General features: G+C 37.7%; 17 protein-coding genes. 9 read left to right on the top strand and 8 right to left on the bottom strand.

The genetic code is table 11. The annotated features are described in order from the left end of the window. Nucleotides 1-3 precede the first annotated feature (3 nt). From I4641_RS08690 to pstB, 3 genes are all read right to left on the bottom strand, one after another. Complete coding sequence (locus I4641_RS08690) at nt 4-975, bottom strand: ribonuclease III domain-containing protein (RefSeq protein WP_229640092.1); 972 nt, start codon at nt 973-975, stop codon at nt 4-6. A gap of 201 nt (nt 976-1176) precedes the next feature. After that, the gene (psb27, locus tag I4641_RS08695) at nt 1177-1581 is read right to left on the bottom strand and encodes a photosystem II protein Psb27 (RefSeq protein ID WP_229640093.1); all 405 of its coding nucleotides are present in this window, start codon (nt 1579-1581) and stop codon (nt 1177-1179) included. Between the two features lie 143 nt (nt 1582-1724). Next, nucleotides 1725-2531, bottom strand: a complete 807-nt coding sequence (gene pstB / locus I4641_RS08700) for a phosphate ABC transporter ATP-binding protein PstB (RefSeq protein WP_229640094.1) — start codon at nt 2529-2531, stop codon at nt 1725-1727. Nucleotides 2532-2901: 370 nt separating this feature from the next. Here pstB and I4641_RS08705 point away from each other — a divergent pair, with 370 nt between their 5' ends. Both I4641_RS08705 and I4641_RS08710 read left to right on the top strand, forming a co-directional pair. Continuing rightward, nucleotides 2902-3663: an MBL fold metallo-hydrolase gene (locus I4641_RS08705; RefSeq protein ID WP_229640095.1), complete on the top strand. Its 762-nt coding sequence runs from the start codon at nt 2902-2904 to the stop codon at nt 3661-3663. A gap of 14 nt (nt 3664-3677) precedes the next feature. Next, nucleotides 3678-4766 carry an AI-2E family transporter gene (locus I4641_RS08710; RefSeq protein ID WP_229640096.1) on the top strand — a complete coding sequence of 363 codons (1089 nt, stop codon included), beginning with the start codon at nt 3678-3680 and terminating at the stop codon, nt 4764-4766. 85 nt (nt 4767-4851) lie between these two features. Here I4641_RS08710 and ccsB read toward each other — a convergent pair whose 3' ends face one another. After that, nucleotides 4852-5844, bottom strand: a complete 993-nt coding sequence (gene ccsB / locus I4641_RS08715) for a c-type cytochrome biogenesis protein CcsB (protein ID WP_229640097.1) — start codon at nt 5842-5844, stop codon at nt 4852-4854. A 230-nt stretch (nt 5845-6074) separates the two neighbouring features. Next, nucleotides 6075-7031 (bottom strand): ABC transporter permease, encoded by a 957-nt coding sequence (locus tag I4641_RS08720; RefSeq protein ID WP_229640098.1) that lies wholly within the window; start codon nt 7029-7031, stop codon nt 6075-6077. A 116-nt stretch (nt 7032-7147) separates the two neighbouring features. On the opposite strand from I4641_RS08720, the gene I4641_RS08725 reads away from it, so the two are divergent. After that, nucleotides 7148-7711, top strand: a complete 564-nt coding sequence (locus I4641_RS08725) for a pentapeptide repeat-containing protein (RefSeq protein ID WP_229640099.1) — start codon at nt 7148-7150, stop codon at nt 7709-7711. 84 nt (nt 7712-7795) lie between these two features. Here the strand turns inward: I4641_RS08725 and I4641_RS08730 are convergent, their stop codons facing one another. Next, a complete protein-coding gene (locus tag I4641_RS08730; RefSeq protein WP_229640100.1) occupies nt 7796-8854 on the bottom strand; it encodes a fatty acid desaturase in 1059 nt (352 codons plus the stop codon). 395 nt (nt 8855-9249) lie between these two features. Between I4641_RS08730 and I4641_RS08735 the strand changes: the two genes are divergently transcribed. The 4 genes from I4641_RS08735 to I4641_RS08750 all read left to right on the top strand — a co-directional run bounded on the left by I4641_RS08735 (nt 9250) and on the right by I4641_RS08750 (nt 12761). Continuing rightward, entirely contained in the window at nt 9250-9804 is a 555-nt protein-coding gene (locus tag I4641_RS08735) for a glutathione S-transferase family protein (protein WP_369426753.1), read from the top strand. Between the two features lie 248 nt (nt 9805-10052). Next, nucleotides 10053-10469 (top strand): ribosomal maturation YjgA family protein, encoded by a 417-nt coding sequence (locus I4641_RS08740; protein WP_229640102.1) that lies wholly within the window; start codon nt 10053-10055, stop codon nt 10467-10469. 87 nt (nt 10470-10556) lie between these two features. Continuing rightward, nucleotides 10557-11138, top strand: coding sequence for a thioredoxin family protein (locus I4641_RS08745; RefSeq protein WP_229640103.1), 582 nt, complete (start codon nt 10557-10559; stop codon nt 11136-11138). A gap of 108 nt (nt 11139-11246) precedes the next feature. Further along, nucleotides 11247-12761, top strand: coding sequence for a M10 family metallopeptidase C-terminal domain-containing protein (locus tag I4641_RS08750; protein ID WP_229640104.1), 1515 nt, complete (start codon nt 11247-11249; stop codon nt 12759-12761). 29 nt (nt 12762-12790) lie between these two features. Here I4641_RS08750 and I4641_RS08755 read toward each other — a convergent pair whose 3' ends face one another. Continuing rightward, entirely contained in the window at nt 12791-13726 is a 936-nt protein-coding gene (locus tag I4641_RS08755) for a lysylphosphatidylglycerol synthase domain-containing protein (RefSeq protein WP_229640105.1), read from the bottom strand. Beyond that, nucleotides 13726-14415, bottom strand: a complete 690-nt coding sequence (locus I4641_RS08760) for a glycerophosphodiester phosphodiesterase (RefSeq protein WP_229640106.1) — start codon at nt 14413-14415, stop codon at nt 13726-13728. The genes I4641_RS08755 and I4641_RS08760 overlap by 1 nt, the downstream gene beginning before the upstream one ends. A gap of 266 nt (nt 14416-14681) precedes the next feature. Between I4641_RS08760 and I4641_RS08765 the strand changes: the two genes are divergently transcribed. Both I4641_RS08765 and I4641_RS08770 read left to right on the top strand, forming a co-directional pair. Beyond that, a complete protein-coding gene (locus I4641_RS08765) occupies nt 14682-15164 on the top strand; it encodes a thermonuclease family protein (protein ID WP_229640107.1) in 483 nt (160 codons plus the stop codon). Next, nucleotides 15164-15991, top strand: coding sequence for an inositol monophosphatase family protein (locus I4641_RS08770; protein WP_229640108.1), 828 nt, complete (start codon nt 15164-15166; stop codon nt 15989-15991). Before I4641_RS08765 ends, I4641_RS08770 begins: the two co-directional genes overlap by 1 nt. The last annotated feature ends 243 nt before the right edge of the window (nt 15992-16234 follow it).

A 16234-nucleotide genomic window follows, 5' to 3' on the forward strand; every position in this document is an offset into this window, starting at 1 on the left:
TACCTAATCATCCAATTTGTTAGTTAATTTTTGTAATTCGTGGAACTTCTCTCGCCCTTCGTTATATTTATTACTGGGATATCCCATAACATTATGGATAATCCATTTTTGGGGTTTGCCATCTTTTAACAATAACGAAATAGCCCGTTCCATAATTTCATCGTCATCAAAACAATATTCCTTCATAAAACTGCTCACTTTACGAAAACTACTCTTACTATTTGACTCGTTCAAGTTTAAATATACTTTTGCCAATAAAGTTTTACAGGATTTGGGCTTATTTTCATTGGAAACAATTTCTCCCCAAGCTGCATCTGGTATTTGGGCAACATATTTGCTTTGACTATCTTTAGCAGTTAGTTTTTTGGCTAAAGACTTCAATCTAGTAGGACTAGCGGAAAGAATATGGCGGTATAAATAATCTACCGCGACTCCTTCGAGTAAACTGTTGCCTAAAAGCTCGATCTGTTTTACCGATGAATCTCGTGACAATTCTGGTTTGAGGTAAGGTTTTAACAAAGGAACAATCAAATGTTTTTGTAACCAGTTGCGCGCCTGAGAAAAACCGCGATCGATATAGATTGCTCCCACCAGCGCCTTAAATGCCTTTTCAAAGGGATTGCTTTGCTTGACTCGCAACCGATGTCGTTCCTCTTTCAACCCTAGAAATGGATAGCTTTCCCCAAGCTGAAGATCGTACCAAAGCTTAGTTAAGCGATCTGACTCGGTTAATTTATCTCGTAATGCTTTGAGCTTGCCAACTTGAAAATGGGAAAAATTGTCGCATATATAATCGACAATAATCAAATTCAGCATCGTCTCGCCGAGATATGTCAAACGTTGGTTATCAATTTCTGGTTCTTCAATTAGTTTGGCATAGGAAGGATGAATTAACGCCAGACGGAGGGTTTCATCATATTTAAAATTGATGCTGATTTTTTGTTCGACTCGCGATGAATCCCAATTATCACTCATTTATTGCTGTAGGTTAATCGATTAGGGCAAAAAGGCTATTAGCTCAAAAGTAGCAGAAAGCAAGTAGCAATAAGCATTCCTTCGATAAACTCTTTAAAAAAATTAATTCATCAAATAAAAATCCTCCCCAGAATAAACCTTGGAAGGATAGACAATATTTAAAGAATATTTAAAGTAAAAAAACTATCTGTTAAAGCTAACTTACACGCCTCTTTTCAAAGAAATTTCTACTTGTCTAAATTCTTGAGTTAGACGCTTTTTAAGTTTGTCTGGTAAGGGGCGATTACCATAGGAGCTATAATAACCAGCGATCGCATTTAAGGCGGTTTGCATAGTCGTAAAAGAGCGCAGCCCAGAAGTCTTAGAATTGCGACGATAACGAGAAGCATAGTCGCTGATTTGCTTGCGTGCTAGAGTCACAACTTCTTTTTTGTTGCTAGCATCGTCAGGTAGATCGATTGCGGTTCTTAAATTCTCTAGTACAGCGACAGTATCTTGGTTATAATTTCCCGATAATCCAGAAGGATTAGAACCACAACCAATCAAACTAAAAGAAACTACTAGAACTAGAGCTAGTATGCGAGATAAGTATTTTTTTGAAAACATAAATTTTTTGTAAACGATCCCAGGTTCAAACTATCCTACCAAGAAATTGACCGCGAGATTCGACCAGATTATCTGGCATTGAAAGATCGCTGTCGTACTACACTTTTGATTGTGATTGCCAAAAATAAGTTAGAGTCTGGTAATTAACCAAAACGACCGCTTACATATTGCTGAGTTGCTTCTTCTTGGGGATTTTGGAAAATCTGTTCTGTGGGGGCATATTCGGCTAAATAGCCCTGACGATTTCCACCTTCCACTTCCGTTACGTTAAAGAATCCTGTATAGTCTGCCACCCGCGAAGCTTGCTGCATATTGTGAGTAACGATCACGATAGTGTAGTTTTCTTTTAACTCGTGAATTAATTCTTCAACCTTGAGAGTAGAAATAGGATCTAAAGCCGAACAAGGCTCATCCATCAAGACCACTTCAGGTTGTAGGGCAATAGTGCGAGCAATACACAATCTTTGCTGTTGTCCCCCACTAAGAGCCAAACCACTTTGTTTGAGTTTATCTTTTACTTCATCCCACAGTGCAGCACCCCGTAGAGATTTCTCTACCAGTTCGTCCATATTGCCTTTGTAGCCATTAATTTTCGCACCAAAGGCAATATTGTCATAAATAGATTTAGGAAAAGGATTTGGTCTTTGGAAAACCATGCCAATTTTACGTCGTACTTGTACGGGATCGATATCTTTGCCGTATAAGTTTTGATTGCGATATGTTACCAATCCTGACAAGCGAAAAATCGGAATCAAATCATTGAGGCGGTTATAACAACGTAACAGAGTACTTTTACCACAACCAGAAGGTCCAATAAACGCTGTTACCTTATTTTTAGGAATATTAAGATAAATACCTTTAACTGCTAAAAAATCACCATAATATACATTGACATTTTCTGCTTGCAGCACTGTTTCAGTCTGATTAGCAGTTTTGTTATCGTAAACCATAAAACTTTCTTGCTCTAAAATCTAAATTGATATATCGAATTCTTTCTTATTCCCATTAAACTCAATCCTAATAGGCAACAGTTATGACTATTTTAACTTTTGGTAAAGAAATTTTTGATCGTTTTTTAAACTGGAATCTCCAAAATCATCTATAGTTTTAAAGTTTTTAAATAGTCAACATCCCTAGAATTATGTTACGTCAAACCAGAACAAGTATAAATAGTAAAATCAAAATTGAGCGAAAATTGAGCGCAATTTTATTGATTATCTCCCCCAAAGATCTCCCAAGTTCCCCTAGAATTCATCTTTGACGACCCAAATAGTTAACAAATATTTACAATAGTTGCTAAGGTATATAAAAAAGGTTGTTATGAATCTTACTTATTTAGATAGTAATTCTTGGTTGATAGAAATAGACGGTCAAAGAATCTTGCTCGATCCTTGGCTGGTAGGAGAGTTGACCTTTGGTAATCTGGATTGGTTGTTTTGCGGTAAAAAAAATAATCCCCAACCCATTCCCACAGACATAGATTTAATTCTTTTATCTCAGGGATTAGAAGATCACGCCCATCCTCCTACCCTCAAAAAATTAGACAAACAAATTCCCGTAGTAGCGTCTCCCAATGGAACAAAAGTAGTTCGAGAATTGGGTTACAGTACGATAACTACTCTAGATCATGGCGAAAATTTCCAATTAGGAACTACAGTAGAGATTAAAGCCGTTCCAGGTTCTCCTATCGGCCCTACCCTGACAGAAAATGGTTACATCATTAAAGGATTGGAGTCCCATAAAAGCATTTATTATGAACCCCATGGCTACCACGATGATTCTTTAAAAGATGCTGCGCCCATTGATGTAATTATTACTCCCATTACCAATCTTAAATTACCCCTACTCGGAGCAGTAATTAAAGGACAAGAAACCGCATTGCAAGTATGCCAGTGGCTCAAGCCCCAAGTAATTTTATCTACCGCCGCAGGAGGAGATATCGATTTTAGCGGTTTATTAATGTCGATTCTCAAAGCAGATGGTAGTGTGGAGGAATTTAGCGAGCTTTTGTTGCAAAATAATCTTTCTACTAAAGCAGTCGATCCTCCATCGGGAGAGACTATTGAACTATCTTTAGTTTAAATGACGCGCCCTATATGAACAATAACCGAATTTCTCTTTCTCTTACCAATATTGCCCTGCTGATTTTGCTTCCTTTGTTGTTAATTTTGTTATGGCAATTACGGAGCTTGATTGTGGTGCTGATGGTTGCGATAGTACTGGCTGCTACCTTAGCTCCTATTGTTAATACGACTCAAAAACTAGGAATACCCAGATTTTTAGCAGTTTTAATCGTTTATGCTAGCTTAATCGGTACTTTGACTATTTTTGGTTTAATTATAGGGCCTACCGTAGCAGAACAAATTCAACGTTTGATCGGGAAATTACCTGTTTATCTAGAAGCATTGCGATCGCTTTTATCAGATCTGATTCTGCGTTTTGGCATGGACGACACTGCTGCGCCAAATATTATCAATCAATTGCTGGACGTACAGGGATTAATTTCTTGGGCAATTCGTTCCAGCCAACAACTGGTAGTTCGCTCTTATAGCGTCACTAGAGGTATCATCGGTAGTGTTTTAGGGGCTTTATTGGCATTGTTACTTTCTGCATATATGCTCTCCAATTCCAACCAACTCCTAGAGGATATTATTAACCTGTTTCCCGCCCCTTGGAATCAAAGGTTGGCAGCTCAAATTGAACCTGTAGCCAAAAGAATGGGGGGGTATATCCAGGGCAGAATATTAGTTTCTAGCATTTTAGGCGTGGTTATTAGTATCAGCCTCAAATTCTTGGGTTTATCGGAATTAGCTTTGGGTTTGGGAGTAATTGCTGGGTTTACCAATCTAATTCCCTTTTTTGGGCCTGTTTTGGGGGCAATTCCCGCCTTGATTGTTGCTGTTGCTCAAGGAGGACTGAGTTTTTTCTCAGTATTGTTGCTTTTTGTAATCGTCCAAAATTTGGAAACTTATCTTCTAGATCCCCTACTTGTGGGTAATTCGGTTAAAGTTTCTCCCCTATATCAGCTATTAGCTGTTTTGGGTGGGGCGCAGGTATTAGGAATCATTGGTGCGTTAATTGTACCGCCCTGGATTGCGGGGATGGGAGTATTGCTCGAAAATCTCTATATCAAGCCCAAATTGATTATGGAAGGACAATACAATCTTTCGGTAAATTCAGATTAATTTTTTTGTAAAAATAATCCCATCTAAATCATGAAAACATTAATCATCTTAGATGAGATTGTGATTGTTAACTGGTAAGTTTTAATTACAAAAACCAACCATAAGAATGCAAACCCTGACCTAAAAGATTCACTCCCAAATAACACACCCAGACAACTACAAACCCAATTGCTGCCAGAATTGCGGGCTTTCTACCCTGCCAACCCCGAGTAATTCTAGCGTGGAGATAGGCAGCAAATACCAACCAAGTAATAAATGCCCAGGTTTCTTTGGGATCCCAACTCCAATACGAACCCCAAGCTTCATTTGCCCAGACTCCACCAGCAATAATACCAATGGTTAATAAAGGAAATCCTAACCCAATGACGCGATAGCTAATATTATCTAAAGTGTCTGCCAGACTCAAACGTTCGGGAGATAGGGTTACTGTTTCGGTTTGGGGTAAATCTAAGACTGCGGTAGTACCACTATTAGAGTTGCTAGGATAAACATTTTCGGGAGTAGGTTGGACTGTCTTTTGCTTAACGCGATCGCGAAAACTACCAGTCCCTACCGAACTACCTTTAAGTTCTACTTTTTGTCCGCGAGTGATAATCAAAAATCCAATGGCGATCGCACTGCCTACCATTAAGGTAGAATAACTCAGCATCATCACGCTAACGTGCATCATCAACCAATTGGATTTTAATGCGGGTACTAAAGGCGCAGATTCCTGCATTTCTACAGGTAGACTCAAGGCAGCAAAAGCAGTAATTCCCATAGCTACAGGGCTGGTTACTACTCCTACTAATCGGCTGCGACTCATTCTTTCGGCGATGAAGTGTATGGTGGTAATTCCCCACCCTAAGAAAAAGAGAGATTCGTAAAGATTACTGAGAGGAAAATAACCAGCCTCTAGCCAACGCGAAGCTAATAAGGTTGCCATACAGAGGTTGGCGATCGCCATGCCAATCGATCCCAGGGTTGCTAGATAAGGCAAATTGGGAAATGCAGCCCCTCCCCAATAAATCAACATCGTCACTAGCAACACTCCAAAGGAGGTGTTATCTAGTAAACTTTCTAATGCTATTAAATCCATAGTGTTTTATTATCTTCCCTTGCTTTCAATCTTAAATCTTATTAGTAGTTAGCTTTTCTCTGACAGATACCGCTTTAGATATAGCTGTCAGTTTTTCAAAAGAATTGCGATCGCATTTTTAGCCACACTCTTATTATCTCTCATTACTTTAATGTAGAGACAAGTCCGTAGTCCAGGGAACAAAATCTTCACCCAGTCACCTCGTCTTAATGTCTTAATGTCTTAATGTCTTAATACTTAACCCTCGGATCGAGCAAAGCGTAGACTAAATCGGCAATTAAATTAAATAACACGATCAAAATAGCGTAGATAAAAGCGATCGCCATAACTACAGGAGTATCGCTGCGATAAATAGAATCAATTAGCAACGCGCCAATACCAGGTACGCGAAATACTTGTTCGGTAACTAATGCACCCGTAAAAATTGCAGGAATATCTAAGGCAATTAAAGTCACTACGGGAATCATCGCATTACGCAGGACATGATTTTTAATAACGGCGAACTTACTCAATCCCTTAGATAAGGCAGTGGTTACATATTCTTGCTTTAATTCATCTAAAACTGCCGAACGAATAAAACGCATCAAAATTGCTGCATGATATAACGCTAAAACCGATATGGGCATAATCGATTGTCGAACTTGAGCGAGAAAGCTTTGCCAGTCTGTTACTTGGAGGGTGCTGTTGTAGATAAAAGGAAACCAACGTAACTGCACGCTAAAAATAATTATAAAAAGTAATCCTGTAAAAAAAGGAGGAATGGAAAAACCCAAAAAAGCGATCGTGGTAATCAGGCGATCTGCGATCGAATATCTTTTGATCGCCGAAATAATACCTAAAGGAAAAGCAAGTAATAAACCAATAAAATACGCAATTCCCACAATCCAAAAAGTAGTCAACAATCTTTGAGCTAGGAGTTGAGCTACGGGACTTCTACTATTAAAAGAATAGCCCATATCTCCTCTAACAAATGATATTAACCACTTGAAATAACGAATATAAACTGGTCGGTCTAGACCAAAAGATTTACGTATATTTTCTCTTACGACCGCAGTAATTGCAGGATTAGAAGCAAATTCACCTAAGGGATCTCCTGGAGCTACTGCCAAGATAGTAAAAATAATGATGCTGATAACAACTAAAGTAGGAATTGCAATTAATAGTCTTTTAATAAAATATTGACCCATTATTTTATTTCTAAATTAAGTTAAATAGCCTAATGACGTTCTATTAATAAATAGACTATTATTGTTGATAATTGTAAAGTTTTTCCACAAATATAAAACATAATTTGTAAGATAGCATGTTTCAAGTAAAAAACAAGAATGATATTCTGGTTAATTACCGTTCTGGAATAAGACATTTTCCTCAAACAATTTTAACGGCAGTTAACTTGACGGGTACTAATCTAAAGCAGATTAATTTGGATGAGTCTAATTTAATTGAAGTCAATTTGAGTAATTGTAATCTAGAGAGATCGAGTTTTGTGCGATGTTGTCTTTGTTTATCTAATTTTCAAAGCTGTTATTTGAAAGAAGCTAATTTTCAACAAGCAAACCTAGAGCTAACTAATCTTGAAGGAGCTAATCTTGAAGGAGCTAATCTTGAAGGAGCTAATTTACAACAGGCTAATCTCAAGGAAGCTAATCTCAAAGGAGTAAATTTCAAAAATATTCAATTAGATGGTACTTGTTGTGTCGGTGCAGTCTATAATCGTAAAACTATTTTCGATCCCAACTTTAATCCCCAAGCAGTAGGAATGATTGCTGAAATAGTAGATTCATCATCTAAAGAAAATCATAGTGCTGTCCAAAAAATATTTTCTTGGTATCGCTCCTCAAAATTAAATGTAGAAACTCAAGACTAATATGCAAAAAAGTTGGGATTAGGTCAAATAACCTAATCCCCAAAACTGATTCTTTATCTTCGGAAGTTGCAAAAAGTAAGATGCTTATTGCTGACTCAATAAGCGATATTTTTCAATACTTTGATAGTTATCTTGTTCTTCATAAAGATGACATACCTTGGTGACTTTTTGAACCAATTCCCAGTTAAAAGTACAATCAGGATAAAGATATTCGCCCCAATTTTCTACTAGACTATTGTGAGCTTGACGTAGGTTGTACCAAGGAATAGCAGTAGTGACATGATGGGGAATATGTACGTTGATATCGTGACAGAGAAATTCTACCCACCAAGGATACTTACAATTCACAGTACCAGATAACTGGGCGCGAGCTTCATTCCATTCTCCTTCCCCCTTAAAAGGAATTTCAGGCATAGTGTGATGGAACATCGTAAAAGTACTCATCCAGAAATGATATACCAGAAAAGGCATGAGCCAGAACTTAATCAAACCTGTAATTCCTGTGGTGATAATTAAAGCAGGGAAAGCGATCGCCATAGCAGCCACAACCAACAACACAGAAAAACGAACCTGCTCTCTTTGTTTCCCTTCAAATTGACTCCAGTTGAAATGCAATTTTGCCCAGTGAGCGATCGAACCCATCCACCAAAACCAACCCCGCATTCTGCGATAAAACCATTTTAAAGCAGGAGAAGCATTGTCAAATATTTCGGTAGTAAAAGGAGTCCAGGTATTATCTTTATCTAGGTTATTAGTATACTTGTGGTGATGATTGTGCAAAATACGCCAAGCATGGAAAGGATATGCTAATGGCAAGGTTACTATATGTCCCACAAGGTCATTTAGCCAAATACGATTGGAGAAAGAACGATGACCGCAATCGTGAGCAATGACAAAAAATCCTTGTAAACTAGTTCCTAGAAATATCCAAGCAAAAGGCAATAAATACCAAGGAGAAACGGCAACTGTCCAGTAACCCAACACAACACAAACGGCGTTGATTGCTACTTTAGTCCAAGCTTTGCGGGGATTTTTGACAAAAACTTCCTTGGGTAATGTATTGATCACATCTCTCAGCTTTACGCTATCATCCAACTGTTTTGGCTGAGAAGAAGTCAAGGTTGGTGGGGATACTGCTGTCATAAAATTTGTTTAATGAGTGAAATATTTATACTTTTTGGTATCTTGCGGACGATTTTGCCAAACAGTTTGCTTTGCTTATGGTCTTGAAAAAGCATTTTGAAAAAGCATTTTGTATGCAAATAAAAGCTCAACCACCTACAAAAAGCAAGCATGAAGAGTAAATATCCAATCTCTAGCAGCAACAGCAAGTTAGTCCACAACTGCTAAGGAAATATTACAAGATATGGCTTTTATTTCATAATCCTTAATATTTATAGCATAGTTATGGATCTTGTAAAATTTTGATGTTTTTTTTATTTACTAGTTCCTTTCCTTTGATCAATGTCGATGGTTTGTCTAATTAGGAAAATTTAGAATTAAATAGTTTATTCTGTAAAAAAGCGATCGGGAGAAAAATTTTGAAACTATACGGCGGCGCAAGAAGTAGAGCTTCAATCGTTCAGTGGTATTTGGAAGAATTATCTATACCCTACGAATTTGTCTTACTAGACATGGCTACAGGGGAACATCTTAAGCCAGAATATTTGGCGATTAACCCGATGGGTAAAGTACCTGCTCTTGAAGATGGCGAGGTAAAACTCTGGGAATCTGGAGCAATATTACTATATCTGGCAGAAAAATACGGCAAAGCAGGAACTTCAATTGAAGAGAGGAGTATTAGAGAGCAATGGGTACTATTTGCTAATTCTACTCTCTCTACGGGATTATTTATCGAAGCTAGTCGAGAGAAAGATGTACCCAGGTTGCTCACCTCTTTATCCAAAATCTTAGAGCAGACTCCATATATTTTGGGATCGGAGTTTACAGTAGTTGATGTGGCGGTAGGTTCAATTCTGGCTTATGTGCCAATCATGCTGCCCATCGATCTCAGTCCTTATCCAATAATCGTAGATTACATCAAGCGGATGAATCAAAGACCAGCTTTTGAGAAAACAATTGGCAAGCGATAGATAGTTGAACAGTTGGAACTTTAGTTCAAAAATAATAAGCACCCAATTTATAGAGTTCCTGGGTGCCGTATTTATATATCAGCCTTTTATACTGGTGGCTGACGGGCTTTATATAAATAAATGTAACTAACTTTCTTAAGAAATGTTGAATATTTATATTTTCTTAAGATTTGTCTTGAATCCTTGCTAGTGGATGTTGGTTGTTTAGAGTCACTACGATAAGGGGTAATTTATTTAGAGAAAATATTATGGCGATTATCAATACGCGCCGTAGTCTAATTTTTATTTCCTTATTAGCGATCGTTCCTTTGGGATTATATTCTAAAGTTTATATGGGAATAGCCCAAACCTGGGTACATGATTATTCAGGGGATGTACTGTACGAAATATTGTGGTGTTTGGTTATTTTTTGGTTCGTGCATTCTCCCAAAGATGTTAAACAGCTAAAAAATATCGCCTCTAGAATTGCTTTGTGGGTATTTGCTGTTACCTGCGCGATCGAAATTAGTCAATTATGGTTTCATTTAGTACCCCCAATATTGCGATCGCATGTAATTTGGAAACTATTATTAGGTGCGGGTTTTGCTTGGTGGGATTTTCCTCACTATGCTTTAGGATCTTTGATTGGCTGGTGGTGGATTTATTCAATTGGGAGGATCGAGTAGTAATCGCTGTATAGATAAAACATCTCTTGTCTATTTCATCCTAGAATTAATTTTAAATAAACACCGATCGCGCCAAAGATGTTAATTATGGTTAAAACTGCTTCAACTATGCTGGCTTTGGGTACTGTTGCGCCTCAGTTTGAGTTACCCGACGTAGTTTCTGGAAATACTATTACTTTAGATACTTTTAGCAATGAAAAGGCATTATTAGTAATGTTTATTTGTCAGCATTGTCCTTTTGTCAAGCACGTTCAAACTGAATTGGGTAAAATTGGTCGAGATTATCGCCAACAAGCTTTAGGCATAGTCGCCATTAGTGCTAATGATGTAGCTAATTATCCCAATGATTCTCCTGAAAAACTCAAGCAAATGGCAGAAGAATTAAACTTTAACTTTCCTATTTGCTATGACGAAAGCCAATCAGTAAGTAAAGCTTATACCGCTGCTTGTACTCCTGATTTCTTTTTATTCGATGGGAATAATAAACTGGCATATCGCGGTCAACTAGATGATAGTCGCCCCAGTACAGATATTCCCGTCACTGGTCAAGATTTAAGAAAAGCGATCGATCTCGTTTTGGGCGGGTTAGCAGTTGATTTTACCCAGAAGCCTAGCATTGGCTGCAATATTAAATGGAAGCCAGGAAACGAACCCGAGTATTTTGGCTAATTACCACGGAAAATGTCGATAAACTGCTGTAATTAACCATTGGGTATATCCTTTTTTGACTCGATCGCTGTAGGCTAAAAAAAGCCTACAATATCATCCTAGTTAAAAATGGGAAGTATTTCTTCTATCTATCAGCAAATATCAAACCATATTAAAATTATAGATCTACAAGATGATGAAGGGATTCTCGAAACAATCTCTTCCGATAACAACACATCAATTCTCAACAGAGAACTATTAGTTTCCCTTAATGCTGAATCTCAAGGCACTTTATTTGTTCCTTTTTTGGGTCAATCTAATGCCGAGCATATGAGCATAATTTACGATCCTTATCAACCAGGATCTGTCGCCAACGAAACTTCAGGGGCGATCGTTTTAGATCTAGACTTAACTAACTTAACGGGTAGCAATGTTGTTACTAGCGATGCGAGAGAAACCAATTTTGCAGTTGGCGGTAGTAAAGTTAATGGAAATGCCTACTATCAAGATCCTGAGTATATTTGGTGGTATCCCAATGAAAATCGACCAGGGGGAGCATTACTACAAGCCGAACAAGGATTAAAACAATGGTTGATTGATGGAGGAGCGCGATCGACAGATGAAATCGCGATTGTTTGGTCTCAAGGAGAGTCGGATGTGGGAGATATTACTCCTAGCGATCCTAGTACCAAAGAAAAGTATAAGGAGTCTACTCTAGCAGTTTTTGATTATCTCAAAAATAATTTGGGCTATGATAATGTCACTTTTTATCTCGTCCCTACTGGTCGTTTTCAGTCAGAAGGTGGGTTTAATGTGGGCTTGAATCCCCAAGAAATTGATAGCATCAATCAAGGTACGGCAATAGTCCGCAATACTCAATCAGAAATTGCCTTGGAAAGAGATGACGTGCAATTAGCACCAGATTATTCTGACCTAAACATGGTTTACGAAGAGGGTCAAATATATGGTGGAAGCTATGATCTAAGTTACGATCGCTGGTCTAGGGATTTTTGGCATCTGGGTCATGATGGGTTAAAGGTTAACGGCAGTCGTCTGGCTCAATATATAGCCTTAGATCGAGGACAAAATAACGTTATTAGTTTTACTGATTCTTTTGGCAACCCTGCTGAGTCTATTTCCTTGAGTCGGGATGGAATATTAGACCTCAACATAGCTGAAAATTCCAGTCAGGGAGTTATTCGGGGTACAGATAACCCAGATGTTATTGTTGGCAGTTTGGGGGTGGATGAGATTACAGGAGGCGTTGGTAATGATGTAATTATTGCCAGTCAAGGAATTGATACTCTCACTGGTGGTGCGGGTAGGGATATCTTTTTTTATGATTCTTTGGTTTATGAGAATCTTAATGCTGATGGCGATCGCATTGTGGATTTTGAACTTGGTAGCGATCGCATCGATCTTGCCGAACTTTTAAATGTTGCTGGATATAGGGGTAACGATCCGATTGGAGACGGCTATGTGGTAGTTAATTGTCAAAGTGAAACTAGCCTCGAAATTTTATTCGATGCCGATGGTGTGGGAGGGCAAACCGCCAATACCTTAGCTATTTTAGAAAATATTGACTCCCCAGGATTTCAAAACGATCTCGGCGATCGATTTGTGTTTATTCCCACAGAATATTAGAAATAAAACCCAGATTTTATTTTTTTATTTTAATGCGATCGCCATTTGCGTCTGATTTCAAAACAACTAATTAAAATTAAAGCGATCGTCAGAGGCAGCAAAAAGCGAATTGCTCGATATACTAATAACGATCCTAATATGTCTGGGGTTGCTAAAGTTTTGGGTAGTAAAAAAATAATTACGGTTTCAAATACTCCCAATCCTCCTGGGATATTGCTCATAATTGATGCGGTCATTGCTAATAGATAAATATCAAAAATATCAAGATAGGACTTGTGGAGATAATCAGGAGTTAAGCAATATAAGATTGCTGCTGCTAATGCCCAATCTAAGGAGAAAAGGAGTATTTGAGCCAGAGATATATTCGGTCGTGGAAAATAAAATATTTTATGTTTAATTTTTAAGCGTTTTCTTTGACAGCAAAAATAGAAATAAATTCCGACTAAGGACAAAGCCACAATTCCTATGGAACGAATTATTACTAAATTAAAATTTAAAGGATTGGGGAATTCTAGAGGATTAGTAACAAAAGTAATTCCAGTTAAAGTTAATACCCCCAACCAAAAAGTTATATTACCTAAAGCAATAATTTTGGCAATATGTTTTGCTGGGACGCCCCAAAGAGAATAAAAACGATAGCGAATTCCTCCACCAATTAATAAGGTAAATCCCGTCGTGTTGCTAACAGCATAGGTAATAAAAGTAGTAAACAGAATTCGCTTAATATCTAGACTATATTTTAAAAACCAAAAAGCAATTACATCGTAGCTACTAATAACCAAACAACCCAGAAAGCCAAATCCTAAAGCACAAGCAAGCTGGCGATCGCTAATTTGGGATAAACTAGTTAAAATATCTTGAGGATTATAACGAGCTAATTCTTGATTGAGAATACAGAAGGAAAAAGCTAACAAAAAAAATCCCAAAGTGGGATAAAGCCAAGAAGTCAGGCGATCGCGATTCATTAAATTGGTTGATGATCGTTAAAGATATCGGGATAATTAGTAAAAATACCATCTACGCCCAACTCTCTCATTTTACTAATATCCTGGGGTTTATTAACCGTGTACGCCCAAGCTTGCAAATTTTCCTGATGTACGGTGGCGACCAAGTTGGCATCGACATAATCTAAATTACTAATAACTATATTTGCTCCCAATTCATGAGCTATTTTAGTATATTTCCAAGGTAGACCATAAAATAATATTCCTGTTTCTATTTTTGGTTCAATTGTCTTGATTTGATTCAATTCATAGTGATTAAAAGAAGAAACTAGGAAATCACTATAAGACCATCCTAGATCAATATATTTTAAAATTGTATCGGCAGCCAATTTAGCTGTATTGTTTCCTTTTAATTCAATATTAACTATAGCCTGTCGATCTACCGCGTTTAAAACTTCAACTAGAGTAGGAATTTGTTGTCCTTTTCCCGCATCGAGGGTTCTTAAATAAGCAAAACTATAATTTTCAAGGTATCCTGTACCATTAGTAGTGCGAGATAAATCGCGATCGTGTATTACTACTAAGCGATCTTCGACGTTATGAACATCGATTTCAACTGCATCTACCCCCAACTCTAGAGCCTTTGCGATTGAAAGTAGAGTATTTTCAGGTTCGTGTCCCATCGCACCCCGATGTCCAATACACAGCATAATTTAAGTAATAAGCAATAAGTAAGATCTATCATAGGTGATTAGTGTATAAGCCGATGTCTATCCCATAACTCAGTCAGGAAAGGTTTTATCACAAACTCTGGAACAAGAAGCGATCGCTAAAATTGCCCTCAATCAACAAGCATAATTTCAAACAAAGAAAGCTAACTTTGACGATCGCTTTCAACGTTATTATGATTAATTTGAATTTTTAAAAACATTCAATTGCGATCGCATTTATAGTGTTCAAATCATTCTCTATTTTTTTGTGTCTAATCTTCTTATTCGCCTGTAGTCCTAACCAAGAAAAAACTAATCTATATTCAGGTAAAGTCAGGCGAGTACTTAGCGGTCAAACTATTGAAATAGCTTTTACAGAAACATACCAAACTGCAACAGTCAGAATTACTGGTATTGATGCACCCGATTTACGCCAGTCTCCTTGGGGAAAAACAGCCAAAGAAAGATTAAAAGAATTGGTAATAGGTTTGCCCGTCAGTATAGAAACTGATAACTTAAAAAGCGATCGCTTTAATCGCCTAAATGCCCATATTTGGCAAGATAAAACCCTAATTAGCGAAAAGCTAGTTCAAGAAGGTTGTGTCCTGGCAAACATAGAATATCCCCATTCATATAGTAAGCTGCTTATAGACGCTCAAGAGTATGCTCGCCTGATGGGTTATGGAATATGGAATCCTCAGCAAGCATTACGGCAAACTCCCAATCAATTCCGTTCAAAGATTAAATAATGACTCAACCTACCCAAGAACAACTGCAAATTTTCTTAGATGTCGCTACCGAATCAGTTTTGGCTGCGGGTGCAGTATTGAAAGATCGCTGGGGTAAATTTAATAATGTTCGAGAAAAAGGTCGTCAAGGAGATTTAGTTACTGAAGCTGATAAACTAGCCGAAGTAGAAGTTTTAAAAGTACTCAACTTACATTTACCAGACCATCAAATCTTAGCAGAAGAATCTGGCGCATTGGGCAATGCGGATAGTAAATATTTATGGGCGATCGATCCTCTAGATGGTACGACCAATTACGCTCATGGTTTGCCCTTGGTAGCTACTTCTGTCGGCTTGATGATTGATGGAGTTCCCACCGTTGGTGCAGTTTATAATCCTTTTAGCGACGAACTATTTCGTGCTGCTAAGGGTTTGGGTGCAACGCTCAATCGTATTCCAATTCAAGTATCTCAAACCAAAGAATTGAGTAAAAGCCTCTTGATTACTGGTTTTGCCTACGATCGCAGAGAAACAACCGATAATAATTATGCTGAATTTTGTCACATGACTCATTTAACTCAAGGAGTTCGTCGCTTGGGTTGCGCCTCGATGGATTTAGCAGGGGTAGCTTGTGGCAGACTTGATGGCTATTGGGAGAGAGGAATTCAGCCTTGGGATATGGCAGCAGGAATTGTTATTCTAGAGGAAGCTGGAGGTCTGGTTACGGCTTATGATGGTAGCCCCCTCGATATTAGTTCGGGTCGTATTTTAGCCACAAATAATTTGATTCACCAGAGTTTAAGTGAGGCTTTATTAGCTACTCCCGATCTAGCAACTTGGAAAAAATAGGATGGCGATCGCTTTGAATGTTGTTAATAGATCCTCTGCATAAGTAACGAAAATCACTCGTAGTATTATTTAGACAACGTACTATAAAAGTAGTTGTAAAATTTTGTATATAAATGGCAATTTTTTAGATTATACCTAGTCCATATATAACAATCACTTGAAGTTTTCCTAAGTGCTTTATACTACCTCTTGGAGTTCTATAAAACTGCTTTAATATTCAAAGTAATACATATTATTAAATTC

Source organism: Waterburya agarophytonicola KI4 (assembly GCF_020640915.1).
Taxonomy (GTDB): Bacteria; Cyanobacteriota; Cyanobacteriia; order Cyanobacteriales; family Xenococcaceae; genus Waterburya; species Waterburya agarophytonicola.

What these genes read in the sequence shown, in the direction of transcription:
- I4641_RS08745 (WP_229640103.1), top strand. Translation starts at nt 10,557, where the DNA reads ATGGTTAAAACTGCTTCAACTATGCTGGCTTTGGGTACTGTTGCGCCT.
- ccsB (WP_229640097.1), bottom strand. Translation starts at nt 5,844, where the DNA reads ATGGATTTAATAGCATTAGAAAGTTTACTAGATAACACCTCCTTTGGA.
- I4641_RS08750 (WP_229640104.1), top strand. Translation starts at nt 11,247, where the DNA reads ATGGGAAGTATTTCTTCTATCTATCAGCAAATATCAAACCATATTAAA.
- I4641_RS08770 (WP_229640108.1), top strand. Translation starts at nt 15,164, where the DNA reads ATGACTCAACCTACCCAAGAACAACTGCAAATTTTCTTAGATGTCGCT.
- I4641_RS08725 (WP_229640099.1), top strand. Translation starts at nt 7,148, where the DNA reads ATGTTTCAAGTAAAAAACAAGAATGATATTCTGGTTAATTACCGTTCT.
- psb27 (WP_229640093.1), bottom strand. Translation starts at nt 1,581, where the DNA reads ATGTTTTCAAAAAAATACTTATCTCGCATACTAGCTCTAGTTCTAGTA.
- pstB (WP_229640094.1), bottom strand. Translation starts at nt 2,531, where the DNA reads ATGGTTTACGATAACAAAACTGCTAATCAGACTGAAACAGTGCTGCAA.
- I4641_RS08740 (WP_229640102.1), top strand. Translation starts at nt 10,053, where the DNA reads ATGGCGATTATCAATACGCGCCGTAGTCTAATTTTTATTTCCTTATTA.
- I4641_RS08705 (WP_229640095.1), top strand. Translation starts at nt 2,902, where the DNA reads ATGAATCTTACTTATTTAGATAGTAATTCTTGGTTGATAGAAATAGAC.
- I4641_RS08730 (WP_229640100.1), bottom strand. Translation starts at nt 8,854, where the DNA reads ATGACAGCAGTATCCCCACCAACCTTGACTTCTTCTCAGCCAAAACAG.
- I4641_RS08760 (WP_229640106.1), bottom strand. Translation starts at nt 14,415, where the DNA reads ATGCTGTGTATTGGACATCGGGGTGCGATGGGACACGAACCTGAAAAT.
- I4641_RS08755 (WP_229640105.1), bottom strand. Translation starts at nt 13,726, where the DNA reads ATGAATCGCGATCGCCTGACTTCTTGGCTTTATCCCACTTTGGGATTT.
- I4641_RS08690 (WP_229640092.1), bottom strand. Translation starts at nt 975, where the DNA reads ATGAGTGATAATTGGGATTCATCGCGAGTCGAACAAAAAATCAGCATC.
- I4641_RS08710 (WP_229640096.1), top strand. Translation starts at nt 3,678, where the DNA reads ATGAACAATAACCGAATTTCTCTTTCTCTTACCAATATTGCCCTGCTG.
- I4641_RS08720 (WP_229640098.1), bottom strand. Translation starts at nt 7,031, where the DNA reads ATGGGTCAATATTTTATTAAAAGACTATTAATTGCAATTCCTACTTTA.